16 protein-coding genes are annotated in these 15,833 nt (G+C 70.2%); 12 read left to right on the forward strand and 4 right to left on the reverse strand.

Features of this window, described 5'->3' with window-relative positions:
* Nucleotides 1-660: 660 nt before the first annotated feature.
* The 3 genes from F4559_RS36885 to F4559_RS06960 all read right to left on the reverse strand — a co-directional run bounded on the left by F4559_RS36885 (nucleotide 661) and on the right by F4559_RS06960 (nucleotide 3,238).
* Nucleotides 661-1,152 (reverse strand): transposase, encoded by a 492-nt coding sequence (locus F4559_RS36885; protein WP_221447156.1) that lies wholly within the window; start codon nucleotides 1,150-1,152, stop codon nucleotides 661-663.
* Complete coding sequence (locus F4559_RS06955) at nucleotides 1,038-2,270, reverse strand: transposase (protein ID WP_221447157.1); 1,233 nt, start codon at nucleotides 2,268-2,270, stop codon at nucleotides 1,038-1,040. Before F4559_RS06955 ends, F4559_RS36885 begins: the two co-directional genes overlap by 115 nt.
* A 179-nt stretch (nucleotides 2,271-2,449) precedes the next feature.
* Nucleotides 2,450-3,238 (reverse strand): hypothetical protein, encoded by a 789-nt coding sequence (locus F4559_RS06960; protein WP_184666818.1) that lies wholly within the window; start codon nucleotides 3,236-3,238, stop codon nucleotides 2,450-2,452.
* Between the two features lie 768 nt (nucleotides 3,239-4,006).
* On the opposite strand from F4559_RS06960, the gene F4559_RS06965 reads away from it, so the two are divergent.
* From F4559_RS06965 to F4559_RS35795, 12 genes are all read left to right on the forward strand, one after another.
* Nucleotides 4,007-5,326 carry an MFS transporter gene (locus tag F4559_RS06965; protein WP_184666821.1) on the forward strand — a complete coding sequence of 440 codons (1,320 nt, stop codon included), beginning with the start codon at nucleotides 4,007-4,009 and terminating at the stop codon, nucleotides 5,324-5,326.
* Nucleotides 5,302-6,237: a tRNA pseudouridine(55) synthase TruB gene (truB, locus tag F4559_RS06970; RefSeq protein ID WP_184666823.1), complete on the forward strand. Its 936-nt coding sequence runs from the start codon at nucleotides 5,302-5,304 to the stop codon at nucleotides 6,235-6,237. Before F4559_RS06965 ends, truB begins: the two co-directional genes overlap by 25 nt.
* Nucleotides 6,238-7,101: 864 nt before the next feature.
* Nucleotides 7,102-7,470 (forward strand): hypothetical protein, encoded by a 369-nt coding sequence (locus F4559_RS06975; RefSeq protein WP_184666825.1) that lies wholly within the window; start codon nucleotides 7,102-7,104, stop codon nucleotides 7,468-7,470.
* 10 nt (nucleotides 7,471-7,480) lie between these two features.
* Nucleotides 7,481-8,413: a bifunctional riboflavin kinase/FAD synthetase gene (locus F4559_RS06980; protein WP_184666827.1), complete on the forward strand. Its 933-nt coding sequence runs from the start codon at nucleotides 7,481-7,483 to the stop codon at nucleotides 8,411-8,413.
* A 98-nt stretch (nucleotides 8,414-8,511) separates the two neighbouring features.
* Nucleotides 8,512-8,991, forward strand: coding sequence for a helix-turn-helix domain-containing protein (locus F4559_RS06985; RefSeq protein ID WP_184666829.1), 480 nt, complete (start codon nucleotides 8,512-8,514; stop codon nucleotides 8,989-8,991).
* Nucleotides 8,988-9,446, forward strand: a complete 459-nt coding sequence (locus F4559_RS06990) for a 2'-5' RNA ligase family protein (protein ID WP_184666831.1) — start codon at nucleotides 8,988-8,990, stop codon at nucleotides 9,444-9,446. Before F4559_RS06985 ends, F4559_RS06990 begins: the two co-directional genes overlap by 4 nt.
* Before the next feature lie 127 nt (nucleotides 9,447-9,573).
* Nucleotides 9,574-9,843, forward strand: a complete 270-nt coding sequence (gene rpsO, locus F4559_RS06995; protein WP_184666833.1) for a 30S ribosomal protein S15 — start codon at nucleotides 9,574-9,576, stop codon at nucleotides 9,841-9,843.
* Between the two features lie 222 nt (nucleotides 9,844-10,065).
* Nucleotides 10,066-12,306 (forward strand): polyribonucleotide nucleotidyltransferase, encoded by a 2,241-nt coding sequence (locus tag F4559_RS07000; protein ID WP_184666835.1) that lies wholly within the window; start codon nucleotides 10,066-10,068, stop codon nucleotides 12,304-12,306.
* An 11-nt stretch (nucleotides 12,307-12,317) separates the two neighbouring features.
* Complete coding sequence (locus F4559_RS07005; protein ID WP_312865980.1) at nucleotides 12,318-13,703, forward strand: M16 family metallopeptidase; 1,386 nt, start codon at nucleotides 12,318-12,320, stop codon at nucleotides 13,701-13,703.
* Entirely contained in the window at nucleotides 13,700-14,467 is a 768-nt protein-coding gene (dapB, locus tag F4559_RS07010; protein WP_184666839.1) for a 4-hydroxy-tetrahydrodipicolinate reductase, read from the forward strand. Before F4559_RS07005 ends, dapB begins: the two co-directional genes overlap by 4 nt.
* Nucleotides 14,468-14,469: 2 nt before the next feature.
* Nucleotides 14,470-14,925, forward strand: coding sequence for a tetratricopeptide repeat protein (locus F4559_RS07015; RefSeq protein WP_184666841.1), 456 nt, complete (start codon nucleotides 14,470-14,472; stop codon nucleotides 14,923-14,925).
* A 47-nt stretch (nucleotides 14,926-14,972) separates the two neighbouring features.
* Nucleotides 14,973-15,095 carry a hypothetical protein gene (locus F4559_RS35795; RefSeq protein ID WP_281386277.1) on the forward strand — a complete coding sequence of 41 codons (123 nt, stop codon included), beginning with the start codon at nucleotides 14,973-14,975 and terminating at the stop codon, nucleotides 15,093-15,095.
* Nucleotides 15,096-15,330: 235 nt separating this feature from the next.
* Here F4559_RS35795 and F4559_RS07020 read toward each other — a convergent pair whose 3' ends face one another.
* Nucleotides 15,331-15,828: a YqaA family protein gene (locus F4559_RS07020; protein WP_184666843.1), complete on the reverse strand. Its 498-nt coding sequence runs from the start codon at nucleotides 15,826-15,828 to the stop codon at nucleotides 15,331-15,333.
* Between the last annotated feature and the right edge of the window lie 5 nt (nucleotides 15,829-15,833).

Here is a 15,833-nt window from a genome sequence, read left to right on the forward strand (position 1 = left end):
TCCCGGCCCCGATCGTGGTCCGGGTCGGTTGTGAACTGGTGGCGCGACAGCCCCGTATCTGCGGCCAGTCGAGCTTCCGCACTTCTGACAGCGCTCGTCGACCCGGCGCTTCCGAGGTGCGTCCGCCAGCCGGTCCAACGCATCCGTTCGCCGCGCCGATCCGCACCCACCGGCGCGTACAAGCGACCACGTCGGACCTGATCCGGTCGGTCGGCGTGCGAACCAGGCTTCCGGCACCACCCTGGTCACCGACGCCACCGGCGTCCCGCTCGCCGTCTCACCGCGTCCGGCGATCACAGCGTCGACGTGGCCCGACCGCTTCCGTTGCTCGCCGCTGATCCGTGGAGACGTCGACCGTGGCCACGGCCATGACAGGCACCGACACCGGCTCCGTGCCTACGACGTCACCTCGGCCATCGCCCGACGCGGCGTCGACCACCGCTCCGGCGGGCAGGACCCGTTGGCCGGTGGAACGCACTTTCGTCGGGATCGAGAGGGGTTCCTCCGACTCCGCGCCCGCACCGAACGTCGGGCCGGCGTCCACCGGGTGATATCAAGCCTGGTCCTGCTCGATCGTCTGCCCGCGGACCCGGTCGAACCGGTCATCGACTGTCCGACGCCTTCGCCGTCGGCCAATGCTGCCCCGTCGCATTGTCACTTTCATGGTGCGGGCGAGCTGCCACAACGCGAAGGGCCCCGACCGGCATGCCGGATGCTGTTGGTCAATTCCGCCCCGCTGGATCTCATCCAGCGGGGCGGAGTGCCGCGAAGGGGGGAGACGCGGGTGCGGGCGAGTGGCCTGCCGGTGTGCCAGGCGTCGAGACGGGCGAGGTTGATCGCGGCACCGGTGAGGTGGTGTTGCAGGCGGGTTTTGGCGAGGCCGCGGTAGCGGGATCTGCGCAGGCCGAAAGCCTGGACGCCTTGCGAGATGGTGCCCTCGACGCCGGCGCGGTGTCCGTAGCGGCGGCGCCAGTGGTCGGTGTCCTGCTCGACGCGGGCCCGCCGAAGGATGTCGTGCTCGGTTCTGGGGCGCAGGGTCAGGTTGCGGCCGGTCCTGGCATTGGTGCAGCAGGTGCGCAGGGGCCGCAGTGCCGTTCGGCGAAACGGACGCGGGTGACCGGTGTGCCGCAGTGGCTTTGGGCGTCCCGCCACTGGACGCCGGCGTGGCCGCCGGGGCAGACGGCCCGGCGCCGCTCCCAGTCGACGGTGAAGCGGGTGTTGTCGAAGAAGCCGCCGGTCGCCTGTTCGGGGTTGGTGATCTTTCCGACCGGTCCGACGAGGTCGATGTCGTGATCACGGCGGGCGTGGTGGATCTGCTCGGCGTCGACGTCCTCCAGGGCGGCGAGGTCGGTGACCGGGGCCGGGGTGGTGTGGACGTGGGTGATCAGGTATGGGGCGTCGGGCTCGCAGGTCTCGCTGAGGTGGACCTTGTAGCCCGACCAGCCCAGATCCCGCTTCGCCCCGGTCCTGGCCTCGGGTTCGTGCGGGGTGCGTAAGCGGATCAGGCCGGGCGGGTTGTCCTGCGGGTGCCGACACCGCACGACGCCCTCGACGTGCCGGAACTGCTGCACCCACGTCCGGCGCAGGAACTCCACCGCGGGCAGGTGCCGCAGGCCGGGAGGTGCCGCCGCCGACCAGGCGGCTTCCAGCAGCACCATGCCGTCGGCCCCGCACTGGTCGTCGTGCCGGACGCGCGCGGCCCACCGGGACGGGAAACGGCTGTCCTCCGGCTGTGCCGTGTAGCGGTCGAACCACTCCGGTGCCGCCACCGTCACCAGCCAGTCCCCGGCCACCTCGGCGATCCGGTCCAGCGCCGTGCGCAGTGTCCCGACCACGAACTCCAGCCTGCTCAGGTCCCTGGTCGCGGCCGGCACGTGGGTGGCGTCCGTGCGCTGCCGCCCGCCCGACTTGACCAGCCCGGCCGCCCCGCCCGCCCGCAGCACCGCGTCGAACACCGCGCGGCCGGCGTCCGCCTCGGCGAGTCGGGCACGGAACCCGCTGAGCACGGAGAAGTCGAAGCCGGTATCGGTCAGCTCCAGCGACAGGGCGTACTTCCAGTCCAGACGCGAGCGGACCGCGTGCGCGGCCTGCCGGTCGGTCAGGCCCTCCGCGAACTGCAACACCGACACCAGCGCCAGCCGTGCCGGCGACACCGCCGGACGCCCCCGTACCGGGAACAGTTCCTCGAAGTCGGCGTCGGCGAAGACCGGCCCGTGCACATCACGCATCCGCATCGCCAGACAGCCCTTCGGGAACACCGCAGGCGCCACCCGTGCCGTCTCCTCCGGGACCTCCGCCAACTCCACCCTGCGGCAACGACACGAACCCACCCCTGAACACGACGACGGCCTGCACAACCCCAACGGGTCGTACAGGCCGTCGTTACGCAAGCCCCGGATTTACCAACAGCATCCGGCATGCCGGTCGGGGCCCTTTCCACTACAGCCGATCAGCCGATCAGACGGGTGCCCTGCCAGCCCCAGCCACGCTCGGTGCCGACCCACCTCTCGGTGCCTGCGTTCCAGGCGAACTCGACGAGGGTGCCGTCGACGGCGATGACCACGAAGTGGTCGGCGTCGGCGCCGGCGATCAGGCGGATCCAGCGGTTGTCGCTGTTGGTCTCCGGGTACTCCCGCAGCCCGCTCGCCTCGTCCACCCACCAGGACAGGGAGTTGAGCGCGTCGCCCTTGATCTCGATGAAGAGGTACGGGTCGAGACCGGTGATGCTCCGCGTGGCCTGCCAGCCCCACCCGCGGACGGCCTTGGTCAGCCCGTTGGAGCCGTCGAGCGTCCAGTAGGCCAGCTCGCCCTGCTTGTTGATCTCGATGAACTGGCCCGAGCTGATGCCCGTGATCAGACGTGCGTTGTCCCAACCCCAGCCGATGATGGACTGGGTGTACTGCCCGCCGTTCCAGCTCCACTTGGCCAGGCGGCCGTCACCCTTGATCTCGATGAAGTGCTGTGCGTCGAGGCTCGTGATGGCCTGGGTGTTCTGCCAGCCCCAGCCGCGGACCTGCCTCGAGTAGCTGACACCGGAGCGCTGCCAGTAGACGAGTTCACCCGCGCTGTTGATCTCGAGGAGCGACTGGCCGCCGTTCGTGGCCGAACTCACGCCCCGCTCACGCTCGACGCCCTTGAACGTACGGTCGTTCCCCTGAGCCACACCCGGGGTCACGCCGGCGAGGGTGACCATCGCCGCGACGCCGAGTACGACCGCCATTGCACGCTTGAAACGCATGGTTCAACTTCCCCCTATTGCTAGATGCGGCCATTCTGACCGGAGGATGCGCGGAACGCAACACCTTTGTGTGGTTGCTGAAACACGTGCGACGTGCCGGGCGATGAAGGAGGTGCGCATTGCTCCGCGCCGCATTGTCCGGTGTCTTGCCGAGCGCGGGCCGGTCGTACGTGCGGACGTATCACCACCCGGCCGTCGGACGTTTCCCGGACGGGGTTCCGCCCGTGGGTTTGTGCCTGCGCCGATCGCGACCCGGTGTCGCCGGGGTGTGAACGCGCGCCGAGTCCGCCGTGCGGGATCGGCATCCGGACCACCGTCGGAGTCGGGTACCGGTGCATGTCCGACATGACCCGTACGCATTCCGTTCACCTGCTGTATTCAGTCACGGATGTAATGGGCGCGCTCTGTGTCCGACATATCCTGCCGCGTACTCGGGTGCGCCCGATGCGGGCCTGCGCCGAGCCGCCATCCGGCAGGCTCGAATTGCAGTACATGGACGTGCGCACTCCGCCGAGAACGCGGCCGGGTGTCATCCTTCGCCTTCCCCCGCGTGCACTCGCTCATCGGTGGAACGGGCCCTTCGACGTGCGGTCGGGGACTCAGCCTCGGTGATGCCGGCCACCGGCCGTCCCGGCGTCGGGCCGGGTTTTCGCAGGTCACTGTGCCTTGATTCACCTTTGTCGTCGTCGCGGTCACTCGGTGAGCGAGGAATAGTGCTTCGGAGAACCCGTTGCCCCGACGGAGGACCACACAGGACGGAGACCGACCGTGCCCGTCGACCGTGCGACCAGGCAGGCGTGGCTCATCTGGGCGACTGTCGTGGCCGTCTACGTGGCGGCCCTGTTTCACCGCACCTCGCTGGGCGTCGCCAGCCTGGAGGCGGGTGAGCGGTTCGGCGTCGGGCCGGCCGCGCTGGGGACGTTCACCGTCCTCCAGATCGGGCTGTACGCCGCGATGCAGATCCCGACCGGGCTGCTCGTCGACCGCTTCGGCCCACGTCGGATGCTGGTCACCGCCGCGCTGCTGATGGGTACGGGCCAGGTGCTGTTCGCGTTGGCGCACTCGTACCCGCTCGGGTTGGCGGCACGTGCCGTCCTCGGTGTCGGCGACGCGATGACGTGGGTGAGCGTCCTCCGGGTGGCCGCCGCCCACTTCCCGCCCAACCGGTACACCGTGGTGATGTCGTTGTCGGCTGCGCTCGGTGGTGCGGGCAACCTCGTCGCGACCGTCCCGCTCACGCTGCTGCTGGCGCACGCCGGGTGGACGGTCACGTTTCTCATCACGGGCGCGGGTACGGCGGTGTACGCGGCCGTTGTCGCGTGGCGTGTGCGCGAGACGCCCGACGGTGTGTCGCTCCCCGAGCCGGAACGTGTGTCGCCACGCGCGGTGCTGACGCGGGTCGGCGAGGCGTGGCGGACGCCGAGCACACGGTTGGGCTTCTGGCTGCACTTCACGTCGATGGTGACGCCCGCGGTGCTGGGCTGGTTGTGGGGCTTCCCCTACCTGGTCGAAGGCGAGGGGTTGGGACGGGCCGAGGCGTCGGCCGTGCTGAGCATGCTCGTCGTGGTGGCGATCGTGGCCGGACCGGTGATGGGCGCGGTCATCGCCCGGTATCCGGCGTCGCGCATGACGATCGTGGCCTGGTTCGTGGTCGCGGGAGTGGTGTGCTGGTCGGTGCTGTTGCTGTGGCCGGGTGGTTTCGTGCCGACGCCGCTGCTGTACGTCGTGTTCGGCGTGCTGTCCGTCGGAGCGCCGATCTCCGGTGTCGCGTTCGCGATCGTGCGCGACTACAACCCGATGCACCGTGTCGGTACCGCGACCGGTGTGGCGAATGTCGGTGGGTTCGGCGCGGTCACGATCGTCGCGCTGTCCGTCGGGGTGGTGCTCGACCTCGTCGGCGCGCGGACGGGTCCCGGGGCGTACCGGATCGCGTTCCTGCCCGCAGTGGCCGTGTTCCTGTTCGGTGCGCTGCGCATGGCCGTGTGGTGGCGTCGTGCACGGGCCGCCGTATTCGCCGCCGAGTCGCGGGGTGAGACCGTGCCCGTGCGGTTGCGTCGTCGGCGATGGGACGTGCTCGCCGACGCATAAGATGTCCGGTCGTGTCCGCATCTTCTCGTCCCGTTGTCCCACCCGGTCTCGTCGTTGTCGACAAGCCCGACGGCATGACCTCGCACGACGTCGTGGCCAGGGTCCGCCGCATCCTCGGCACCCGGAAGGTGGGGCACGCGGGCACACTCGACCCGATGGCGACCGGTGTGCTCGTCCTCGGCGTCGAGCGGGCGACCAAACTCCTCGGCCACCTGGCGCTCGACAGCAAGGCGTACCTGTCCACCATCCGCCTGGGCGCTTCGACCACCACCGACGACGCCGAGGGCGAAACCCTCGCCACCGCCGACGCCTCCGCCGTTCCGGAGGACGCCATCCGCGCGGGTGTCGCCGCCCTGACCGGCGAGATCGACCAGGTTCCCAGTGCGGTGAGCGCCGTCAAGATCGACGGCAAGCGCGCCTACGCCCGGGTCCGCGCCGGCGAGACGGTCGACATCCCCGCCCGTCCCGTGACCGTCCACCGCTTCGACATCCTCGCCATCCGCCGCGAGGGCGAGACCACCGAGTTGGACGTCATGGTCGAGTGCTCGTCCGGCACCTACGTCCGGGCCCTGGCCAGGGATCTCGGCGCGGCCCTGGGGGTGGGCGGCCACCTGGCCGCCCTCCGGCGGACCCGCGTGGGTCCGTTCGACCTCAGGGTGGCCCGCACGCTGCCCCAACTCGAGGAGGCCCCGGGGCTCTCGCTCGATCTCGACGCCGCGGTCTCGACCGCCTTTCCCCGTCGGGAGATCGCGCCGCGGGAAGCCGTCGCGCTGTCGCACGGCCAGCGCCTCCCGGCCGGCGGTCTGACCGGCACGTACGGGGTCTTCGGCCCCGACGGTCACGTCGTCGCCTTGGCGAAGGACGAAGGCGCGGTCGCCAAGGCCCTGGTCGTCCTCACTCCCGCCGGCTGACCCGCACCCGCGTCGCCGGCCTCGAACGGGTGTCGAGGCCGGCGACCTCGGCACGTCGGCGAACCGGACCGGTGGTCGAGTATCGCCGAGGTGGCGGGCCGTGAACGCGACGCGGTTCGGCGACCGCTCGCTCACCGGCCGTCGTCCGCCGCGACAGGAGTTATGCGTATATGCGTATCCCTGCATGTGACGTAGGGGCTGGACGTGACCGTTCCGGCACGGTGTCGCGGGGACGAGCCGCGAGCGGATACGGGAGCGGGTCGGTGGCGGAGGGCGGGCACGGTACGGATTCCGGTATCCGCACCCGGTACCGAAGACGGGTTCGGGCGGAGGTCGGGTGCGGACTCGGGTTCGGTAGACGGATGGTGTCGCGAGCCGGGTTACGTGCACAGGGTGGTGTGCGAAACCTGACCGCTGTCGCAGGGTTGTGGACGAAACCCGCCCGCCGTCGCGGGGTTGTCGACGAAACCTCGCCGCCGTCGCTGGGTTGTGTATGAAACTGGGTCACTGTCGCACAGCGGTGTCCGAGATCGGACCCGCGTCGCAAGGCGGGATACGAGATCGGCTTGCTGTCACAGGGACCTGTGCGTGATCGGATTGCCGTCGCGGAGCGGTGCGCGTGGGGGCGCCGTCACAGAGTGGTGCACGGGATCGGGTCACGGACACGGTATCGCGTGTCGGATCGGATCGCGCACACGGAAGCGGTGCACGGAAACCAGGTGTGTGCACGCCGGAACAAGCGGACCGGCAGTCCGGTCAGGGTGCGGGAGCGGGCCGCGTGGCGGTGTCGTGGCGCGGGTCGGCTGGGGTGAACCTGACACGGAGGAGTTACGTGATCACGTGTCGGCGGCTTACCGTGTGCGCATGGCGAAATGGGTGTGGCCGGTCGCCACAGGCCTGGTGACGTCGGCCACCGGAGTCGCGCTGAACCTCGCCACGGACCTCCGGGACGAGCCGGTGTCGTGGATCGCGGTCGTCGTGCTCACCGCGCTCGGGATCTGGGTGGCCAGGCGGTCGCGGTCGCATGAGATCGTGTCGCACGCGCCCGCGGTCGTGGTCGGGAGCACGACAGTGTCGAACGACGTCCCGGGCGTCGTGAACGGGAATGCGGTCCAGGGGGTCACCGTCGGACCGGTGACGTTCAACCCCACCACCAACATCGACCAGACCGCCGTGGCGCACGACGGCGGCACGGTCCACCAAGCGGGACGGGACATCAACGGCGGCACGTAGGCTGCACACCGTGCAACGCTGGCGAGGACTCGACCACCTGCCCGGCGGCTGGGGCCGCTGCGTCCTGACCATCGGGGTGTTCGACGGCATCCACCGCGGCCACCAGGCGCTCATCCGGCGCGCGGTCGACCTCGCCGGGCAGAAGGGCGTCCCGTCGGTCCTGATGACCTTCGACCCGCACCCGTCCGAAGTGGTCCGGCCGGGCAGTCACCCCGCCCAGCTGTCGAGCCTGCGGCAACGCGCCGAGCTGGTCGAGCGGCTCGGGGTGGACGTGTTCTGCGTGATCCCCTTCACCGTCGAACTCTCGCGCATGCCCGCCGACGAGTTCGTGCACGAGATCCTCGTCGACCGCCTGCACGTGGCCGCGGTCGTGGTCGGCGAGAACTTCACCTTCGGCAGCAAGGCGGCGGGCACCGTCGAGCTGCTCCGGACGCTGGGCAGGAGGTTCGGTTTCGTGACCGAGGGGGCGGATCTGGTGACCGACGACGGCGTGACGTACTCGTCGACGTACATCCGGGCGTGCATCGACGCGGGGGACGTCGCGGCGGCCGCGCAGGCGCTGGGGCGCCCGCACCGGCTGGAGGGCATCGTGGTGCGGGGCGACGGACGTGGTCGTGAGCTGGGGTTCCCCACCGCGAACCTGTCGACGGCCCGATTCGCGGCCGTACCCGCCGACGGCGTGTACGCGTGCTGGTTCGTCCACTCGGACGGCCGACGGCTGCGCGCCGCCGTGTCGGTCGGCACGAACCCGACCTTCTCCGGGCGCGAACGTCGGGTGGAGGCATACGTACTGGACGTCGAGGAGGACTTCTACGGGCAGCGGGTCGCCCTGGAGTTCGTCCGACGGCTGCGGGCGATGGAGCGTTTCGACACGGTCGACGCGCTGCTCGTCCGCATGCGGGTCGACGTGGACGAGACCAGGGAGCTGCTCGGGGGTGCCTGACGGTACCGATTGGACCAGGTGAGTGGAACCGTCCTTGCGGTGGTCGGCGACCTGGCAAGATGCCTCCTACGTCGAGCTGGTCTAGGGGAGAGGCGCACGTGGAGGACCACAAGAACGTCCAGCGCAACCTCGCGTTGCAGCGCGAGTGGTACGGGGAGCCCCTCGGCGACCGGGTGCGCCGGTTGGTGGTCGCCTTCAACGTGTCCCAGGCGCAACTCGCCGACGTGCTCGGCATCAGCGCGCCCATGCTCAGCCAGGTCATGAGCGGACGTCGGGCCAAGATCGGCAACCCGTCCGTGCTGGCCCGGATGATCATGCTGGAGCGCAAGGTCCTCACGCCGGACGTGTCGACCGGCGCACCCGAGGCCCTCCAGCGCGCTCTCGACGAGGTGCGCGAGTCGAAGCCCACCGTGAGCCGGGACTCCCTTCCACTGGCCTCGGCCGACGACGAGGCCCGCGTGTTCGACTTCCTGCGCCGGGCCGCCGACCGGCACGAGCTGGGCCAGGCCGCGGACGTGCTCGGCGAGGACTTCCCGGCGCTGTCGGAACTGTTGCGCCGCGCGGGGAAGGGTCGTTGAACTTCGTCACCCTGCTCTACCCGCCCGCCGAGGTCGTCACCAGGCTCGACGAGGTGCTCGCCCCGGTCCGCGCCGACCGTCCGGACCTGCGTTGGAGCGACCCGGCACGCTGGCACGTCACGCTGTGCTTCCACGGCCGTGACGACCCGGGCGGCCTGCCCGACTTCTCCGACCTGGTCCCGCCGACGATCCGGCTCGGCGACTCGGGCACGTTCCCGCGCGTGCTGTGGATGGACGTGCACGGCCCGTTGCGTCCTCTCGCGGAACGTGCCGGCGCCCCGGAGGACTGGCGTCCACATCTGACGGTCGCCCGCGGTGCCGGTGACGCACCGTGGCCGCACCTCCCCTTCGACGGTCCCGAGTGGACGGTCGACGAGATCGTACTTGTACGCACCGGCACGCCCACCGGCTACGAAACCGTCGTTCGGGTGCCCCTGAGCACGCCAAACGACTAATGGCTGGCGACTACTGGTAGTCTCGACAGTTGGGTCTGGCTGCGGTCCGTGGCGGCCGGTACCGACTACCCCGGGTTCGTCCCGGGGCCCCACGGAACGGATCACCGACAGAGGAGTTGGCCGGCCAGTGGCACTGACCACCGAACAGAAGAAGACGATCCTCGCCGAGTACGGCGTCCACGACACGGACACCGGTTCGGCCGAGGCCCAGGTCGCACTGCTGAGCAAGCGGATCGCGGACCTGACCGAGCACCTGAAGAAGCACAAGCACGACCACCACTCGCGTCGTGGTCTGCTCCTGCTCGTCGGCCGTCGGCGCCGACTGCTCAACTACCTCCAGAAGGTGGACATCCAGCGCTACCGGACGCTCATCGGGCGGCTGGGCCTGCGCAGGTGAGACGTGCCGAAGGGGAGTGGTCCACGCGACCGCTCCCCTTCGGCGCACCGCAACAACGACAACGAGGGACGCACGCGCGGTAGCCGGGACGACAGTTCGCCGGTCCTCGGTAGTGGCCCCCTGGCGGAGGACAACCCAGGGGACTTCGATCGAAGACCGGCCTCGTCCGAACCGCGGCCCCGCGCCCGAGCGCGCTGCGACCCGCAGACGAGGAGTTCGCACATGACGGACATCGAGGTCCACGAAACCTCCGCCGTGATCGACAACGGTCGGTTCGGCACACGCACCATCCGCTTCGAGACCGGCCGGCTCGCCCGCCAAGCGGCCGGCAGCGTCGTCGCCTACCTCGACGACGAGACCATGCTGCTGTCGGCGACGACGGCGTCGAAGCACCCCAAGGAGCACTTCGACTTCTTCCCCCTCACGGTGGACGTCGAGGAGCGCATGTACGCCGCGGGCCGCATCCCCGGCTCGTTCTTCCGCCGCGAGGGTCGCCCGTCGACCGACGCGATCCTGACCTGTCGCCTGATCGACCGGCCGCTGCGCCCGTCCTTCGTGGACGGTCTGCGCAACGAGATCCAGGTCGTCATCACGGTGATGAGCCTGAACCCGGCCGACCTGTACGACGTGGTGGCGATCAACGCCGCGTCCGCGTCGACGCAGCTCGCGGGCCTGCCGTTCTCCGGTCCCATCGGCGGCGTGCGCGTCGCGCTGATCGAGGGCCAGTGGGTCGCGTTCCCGACCCACGAGCAGCTGGGCAAGGCCGTGTTCGACATGGTCGTCGCGGGTCGGGTCGTCGGTTCCGACGTCGCGATCATGATGGTCGAGGCCGAGGCCACCGAGCAGGTCGTCGACCTGGTCGGCGAGGGCGCGCAGGCCCCGACCGAGGAGGTCGTCGCGGCGGGTCTGGAGGCGGCGAAGCCGTTCATCCGAGCGCTGTGCGAGGCCCAGTCGAAGCTCGCCGAGGTCGCCGCCAAGGAGACCGGTGAGTTCCCGACCTACCCGGCCTACCTCGACGACGCGTTCGAGGCCGTCGACCAGGCCGCCGCGGCGGACCTGTCGCAGGCGCTCACGATCGGCGGCAAGCAGGAGCGCGAGAGCCGCATCGACGAGATCAAGGCTGCGGTGCTCGACAAGCTGACCGCGCAGTTCGAGGGCCGGGAGAAGGAGGTCGGCGCGGCGTTCCGCTCGCTGACCAAGAAGCTGGTCCGACAGCGCATCCTGCGCGACAAGGTGCGCATCGACGGTCGCGGCCTGACCGAGATCCGCTCGCTGGGCGCCGAAGTCGAGGTCATCCCGAGGGCGCACGGCTCGGCGTTGTTCGAGCGCGGCGAGACCCAGATCCTGGGTGTCACCACGCTGAACATGCTGCGCATGGAACAGCAGATCGACTCGCTGTCCCCGGAGACGCACAAGCGCTACCTGCACCACTACAACTTCCCGCCGTACTCCACCGGTGAGACCGGCCGCGTGGGCTCGCCCAAGCGCCGCGAGATCGGCCACGGCGCGCTTGCCGAGCGGGCGTTGGTGCCCGTCCTGCCCAAGCGCGACGAGTTCCCGTACGCCATCCGCCAGGTCTCCGAGGCGCTGGGCTCCAACGGTTCGACGTCGATGGGTTCGGTCTGCGCCTCGACGATGTCGCTGCTCAACGCGGGTGTGCCGCTGAAGGCGCCGGTGTCGGGCATCGCGATGGGCCTGGTCTCCGACGAGGTCGACGGCAAGACCGAGTACGTGGCGCTGACCGACATCCTCGGTGCCGAGGACGCGTTCGGCGACATGGACTTCAAGGTCGCCGGCACCAAGGAGTTCGTGACCGCGCTCCAGCTCGACACCAAGCTCGACGGCATTCCGTCCGAGGTGCTCGCCGCGGCGCTGGGCCAGGCCCGCGACGCGCGCCTGACCATCCTGGAGGTCATGGCCGAGGCCATCGACCGCCCGGACGAGATGAGCCCGTTCGCGCCGCGCGTCACGTCGGTGAAGATCCCGACCGACAAGATCGGCGAGGTCATCGGGCCCAAGGGCAAGATGATCAACTCGATCACCGAGCAGACCGGTGCCGACATCTCGATCGAGGACGACGGCACGATCTACGTCGGCGCGGCGGACGGCCCCTCGGCCGAGGCCGCGATCGGCCTGATCAACGCGATCGCTAACCCGCAGCTGCCCAAGGTCGGCGAGCGGTTCCTGGGCACCGTGGTCAAGACCGCGGCGTTCGGCGCGTTCGTGTCCCTGCTGCCCGGCAAGGATGGCCTGATCCACATCTCCAAGCTGGGCAACGGCAAGCGGATCGGCAAGGTGGAGGACGTCGTCAAGGTCGGCGACAAGCTCCGCGTCGAGATCGCCGACATCGACCAGCGCGGCAAGATCAGCCTCGTGCTGGTGAACGAGGAGGCCGAGGCCGCCAAGCCCGCCGAGTCGACCGACGCCCCCGCCGACGCCCCCGTCGAGGCACCGGCGCAGTGACGTCGCACGTCATCGGGACGGCCGCGAGTGCTCCGGGCACTCGCGGCCGTCCGCGTCGGGGCCCGCTCGGCCACCTCCAGCGACCCGGCAGCACCCGCCTGCTCGACGACGGCGACGTGACCGTGCGTCGCAGCCTGCTCCCGTCGGGCCTGCGGGTGATCACCGAACGGGTGGCGGGCGTGCGGTCCGCGTCGGTCGGCCTGTGGGTGCGGGTGGGGTCGCGCGACGAACGGCCCGAGGTCGCCGGTGCCGCGCACTACCTGGAACACCTGCTGTTCAAGGGCACCACGCGGCGGACGGCCGCGCGCATCGCGGAGGAGATCGACGCGGTCGGCGGCGAGTTGAACGCGTTCACCGCCAAGGAACACACGTGCTACTACGCGCACGTGCTCGACGAGGACCTGTCGCTGGCGTTGGACCTCGTGTGCGACGTGGTGTTCGACGCGTTGTGCGAGCCGCGCGACTTCGAGACCGAACGCGGCGTGGTGCTCGAAGAGATCGCCATGCGCGACGACGACCCGGAAGACCTGCTGCACGACGCGTTCCTCGACGCGTTGCTCGGCGACCACGCGCTTGGCCGCCCGGTGCTCGGCACCGAGCAGTCCATCGCGGACATGGACCGCGACTCGCTCTACCGCTTCTACCGCCGCCACTACACGTTGCCGCGCATGGTGTTGTCGGTGGCCGGGAACGTCGACCACGCGCACGTGATGCGGTTGGCGCGCAAACAGATCGGCGACCGGCTGGCCTCGACCGGCACGCCCGTCGTGCCGCGCACGGGCCGCGCGCGCATCGCCGCCCGACGTGACCTCGTGCTGCACGACGAGGACACCGAGCAGGCGCACCTGATGCTGGGCGTGCGCGCGCTCGACCGGCACGACGACCGCCGCTTCGCGCTCAACGTGCTCAACGCGGCGCTCGGCGGCGGCATGAGTTCGCGGCTGTTCCAGGAGGTCCGGGAGCGGCGTGGCCTGGCGTACCAGGTGTACTCGTCGGTCGGCCTCTACGCGGACGCGGGCACGCTGTCGGTGTACGCGGGCTGCCAGCCCGAGCGGCTCGGCGACGTGGCCGGCGTGGTGCGCGACGTGCTGTCCACTGTGGCCCGTGACGGGCTCACCGACGCGGAGGTGCGGCGCGGCAAGGGCCAGTTGCGTGGTGGACTCGTGCTCGGTCTGGAGGACACGTCGTCGCGGATGACCCGGATCGGCAAGAGCGAGCTGAACTACGGCGACTACCTGTCGGTCGAGGGCACGCTGGCACGCATCGACGCGGTCACCACCGAGGACGTGGCCGCATTGGCACGTGATCTGTTGCGCCGGCCCGTCGCCGCGGCGGTGGTCGGCCCTTACGCTCACGCCGACGACTTGCCCGCACAGGTGCACGAGGTGATCTCTTGACGAAGCGTTCTGCCGACGACCCGATCCGCGTCGGCGTGATCGGTGCCCGGGGCCGGATGGGCGCCGAGGTGGTGCGCGCGGTGGAAGCCGCGCCGGACACCGCGGTGGTCGCGGCCGTCGACGCGGACGACCCGCTGTCGGCGTTGACCGACGCGCGCGCCGAGGTGGTCGTCGACTTCACCCACCCCGGCGTGGTCATGGCCAACGTGCGGTTCTGCGTGGACAACGGCATCCACGCCGTGGTCGGCACGTCCGGGTTCGACACCGCGCGACTCGACGAGGTCGCCGGGTGGCTGAGGTCCGAGCCGGGTGTCGGCGTGCTGGTCGCGCCGAACTTCGCCATCGGCGCGGTGCTGGCCATGCGGTTCGCCGAGGTGGCCGCGAAGTACTACGAGTCGGCCGAGGTGATCGAACTGCACCACCCGCGCAAGCTCGACGCACCGTCGGGTACGGCCGCGCACACCGCGCGGCTGATCGCGCGGGCACGGGCGGAAGCCGGTCTCGGCGCGCAGCCGGACGCCACCACACAGGAGGATGCGGGTGCGCGTGGTGCGCTCGTGGACGGCGTGCGCGTGCACTCGCTGCGGATCTCGGGCCTGGTCGCGCACCAGGAGGTCGTGTTCGGCACGACCGGCGAGACGCTGACGTTGCGGCACGACTCGTTGGACCGGACGTCGTTCATGCCGGGTGTCCTGCTGGCCGTCCGGTCGATCTTCGACCACCCCGGACTGTCGGTCGGTCTCGACCGGTACCTGGATCTCTGACCGTGCGCACCCGGTCCGTCGCCTTCCTGATCACCGCCGCGCTGGCGGTGTACTTCGTGCTGCTCGGCGGACGGGCCGTGGTGCTGCTGGGCACCGGCGACCCGGTCGGGATCGGGCTCGGCATCGGTGTGCTGGTGCTGCCGGTGATCGGTGTGTGGATCGCGTGGACGAACCTGCGCTTCGGTTTCGTGACCGAGCGGATGGCGCGGCGGCTGGACGCCGAGGGCGGGTTGCCCGACGTGTCGGACCTGCCGCGCCGTCCGTCCGGGCGGGTGGAACGCGACGCGGCCGACGCGTTGTTCGAGCGGCGGAGCGCGGAGGTGGAGGAGTCGCCGGAGGACTGGCGGCGCTGGTTCCTGCTGGCGCAGGCGTATGACCTAGCCGGTGACCGGGGACGGGCCCGCGAGACCATGCGCCGCGCGATCGAACTCTTCCAGGCGCCGTCGAATCAGGTGTAGTTTGCCCTGGTGAGGCACTGTTCATTCGGCCTTAACGCATTTTTGCCTTGGATCGTTCGATCTGGATCGTTAACGTCGAAACCATGTCGAACACCCTGGAGAACGTCCGGCTGACCATCGCCTGCCTCGTCCTCGCGTCGGCCATCGGCGTCGCGTTCCTCGTGTCCTGACCACCTTCGGGTGGCGGTGATTCGGGACGGCTGAGGGGAGTCACCGGTGGACGGTCCGCGAGATCGTCGATCGGCACGGCGACCGGATCGAACGTGACGGGCATCCGTTGTGGGCGGCGGTCCGCGACGACACCCGACCCTCGTGCCCGGGTGGCGTCGCGAGATCGACACCGCACTTCGGTTCGCCGCACTGTCCGGCTACGACGGGCGGTCGGATCTCGTGGACGAACCGAACCTAGCCGAGCCACGCGGTCAGCAGGCCGGGCGACGCGGCCAGCACGCTGAACCGTGCGAACCGGCCCAGCACGCTCGTCGTCACGAACAAGCTCGACGACATTCCCGCGAGCCCGGCCAACACCGTCGTGAACATGAACGGTGGCAGGCCCACCACCGAACTCACCGCGTGCGTGCCGAACATCCAGTGCGGGTGTCGGTGGCACCGGTCGCGCACCCGGTCCATCCGGTTCTTCCAGCGCTGTCGGCGTGGCGACAGCGACTTGGTCGGCCGCTCCTTGCGGCGCAGGAACTTGGGCAGGTGCAGGTCGCCGCGCGCGGCGAAGAAGTACAGCAGCTTGCCCAGTACCTGACCGAGCGCGACCGCGATGCCGATCCACCACCACGAGATACCCGGTTGCTGTGTGACCATGCCGAGCACGAACAGTTCGATGCTGATGAACGGCAGGATCGCGGAGCCGAACGCGACGCCGAATGTGAGGAACAACAACCCAAGCACGGAGC

It is taken from the genome of Saccharothrix violaceirubra (assembly GCF_014203755.1).
Taxonomy (GTDB): Bacteria; Actinomycetota; Actinomycetes; order Mycobacteriales; family Pseudonocardiaceae; genus Actinosynnema; species Actinosynnema violaceirubrum.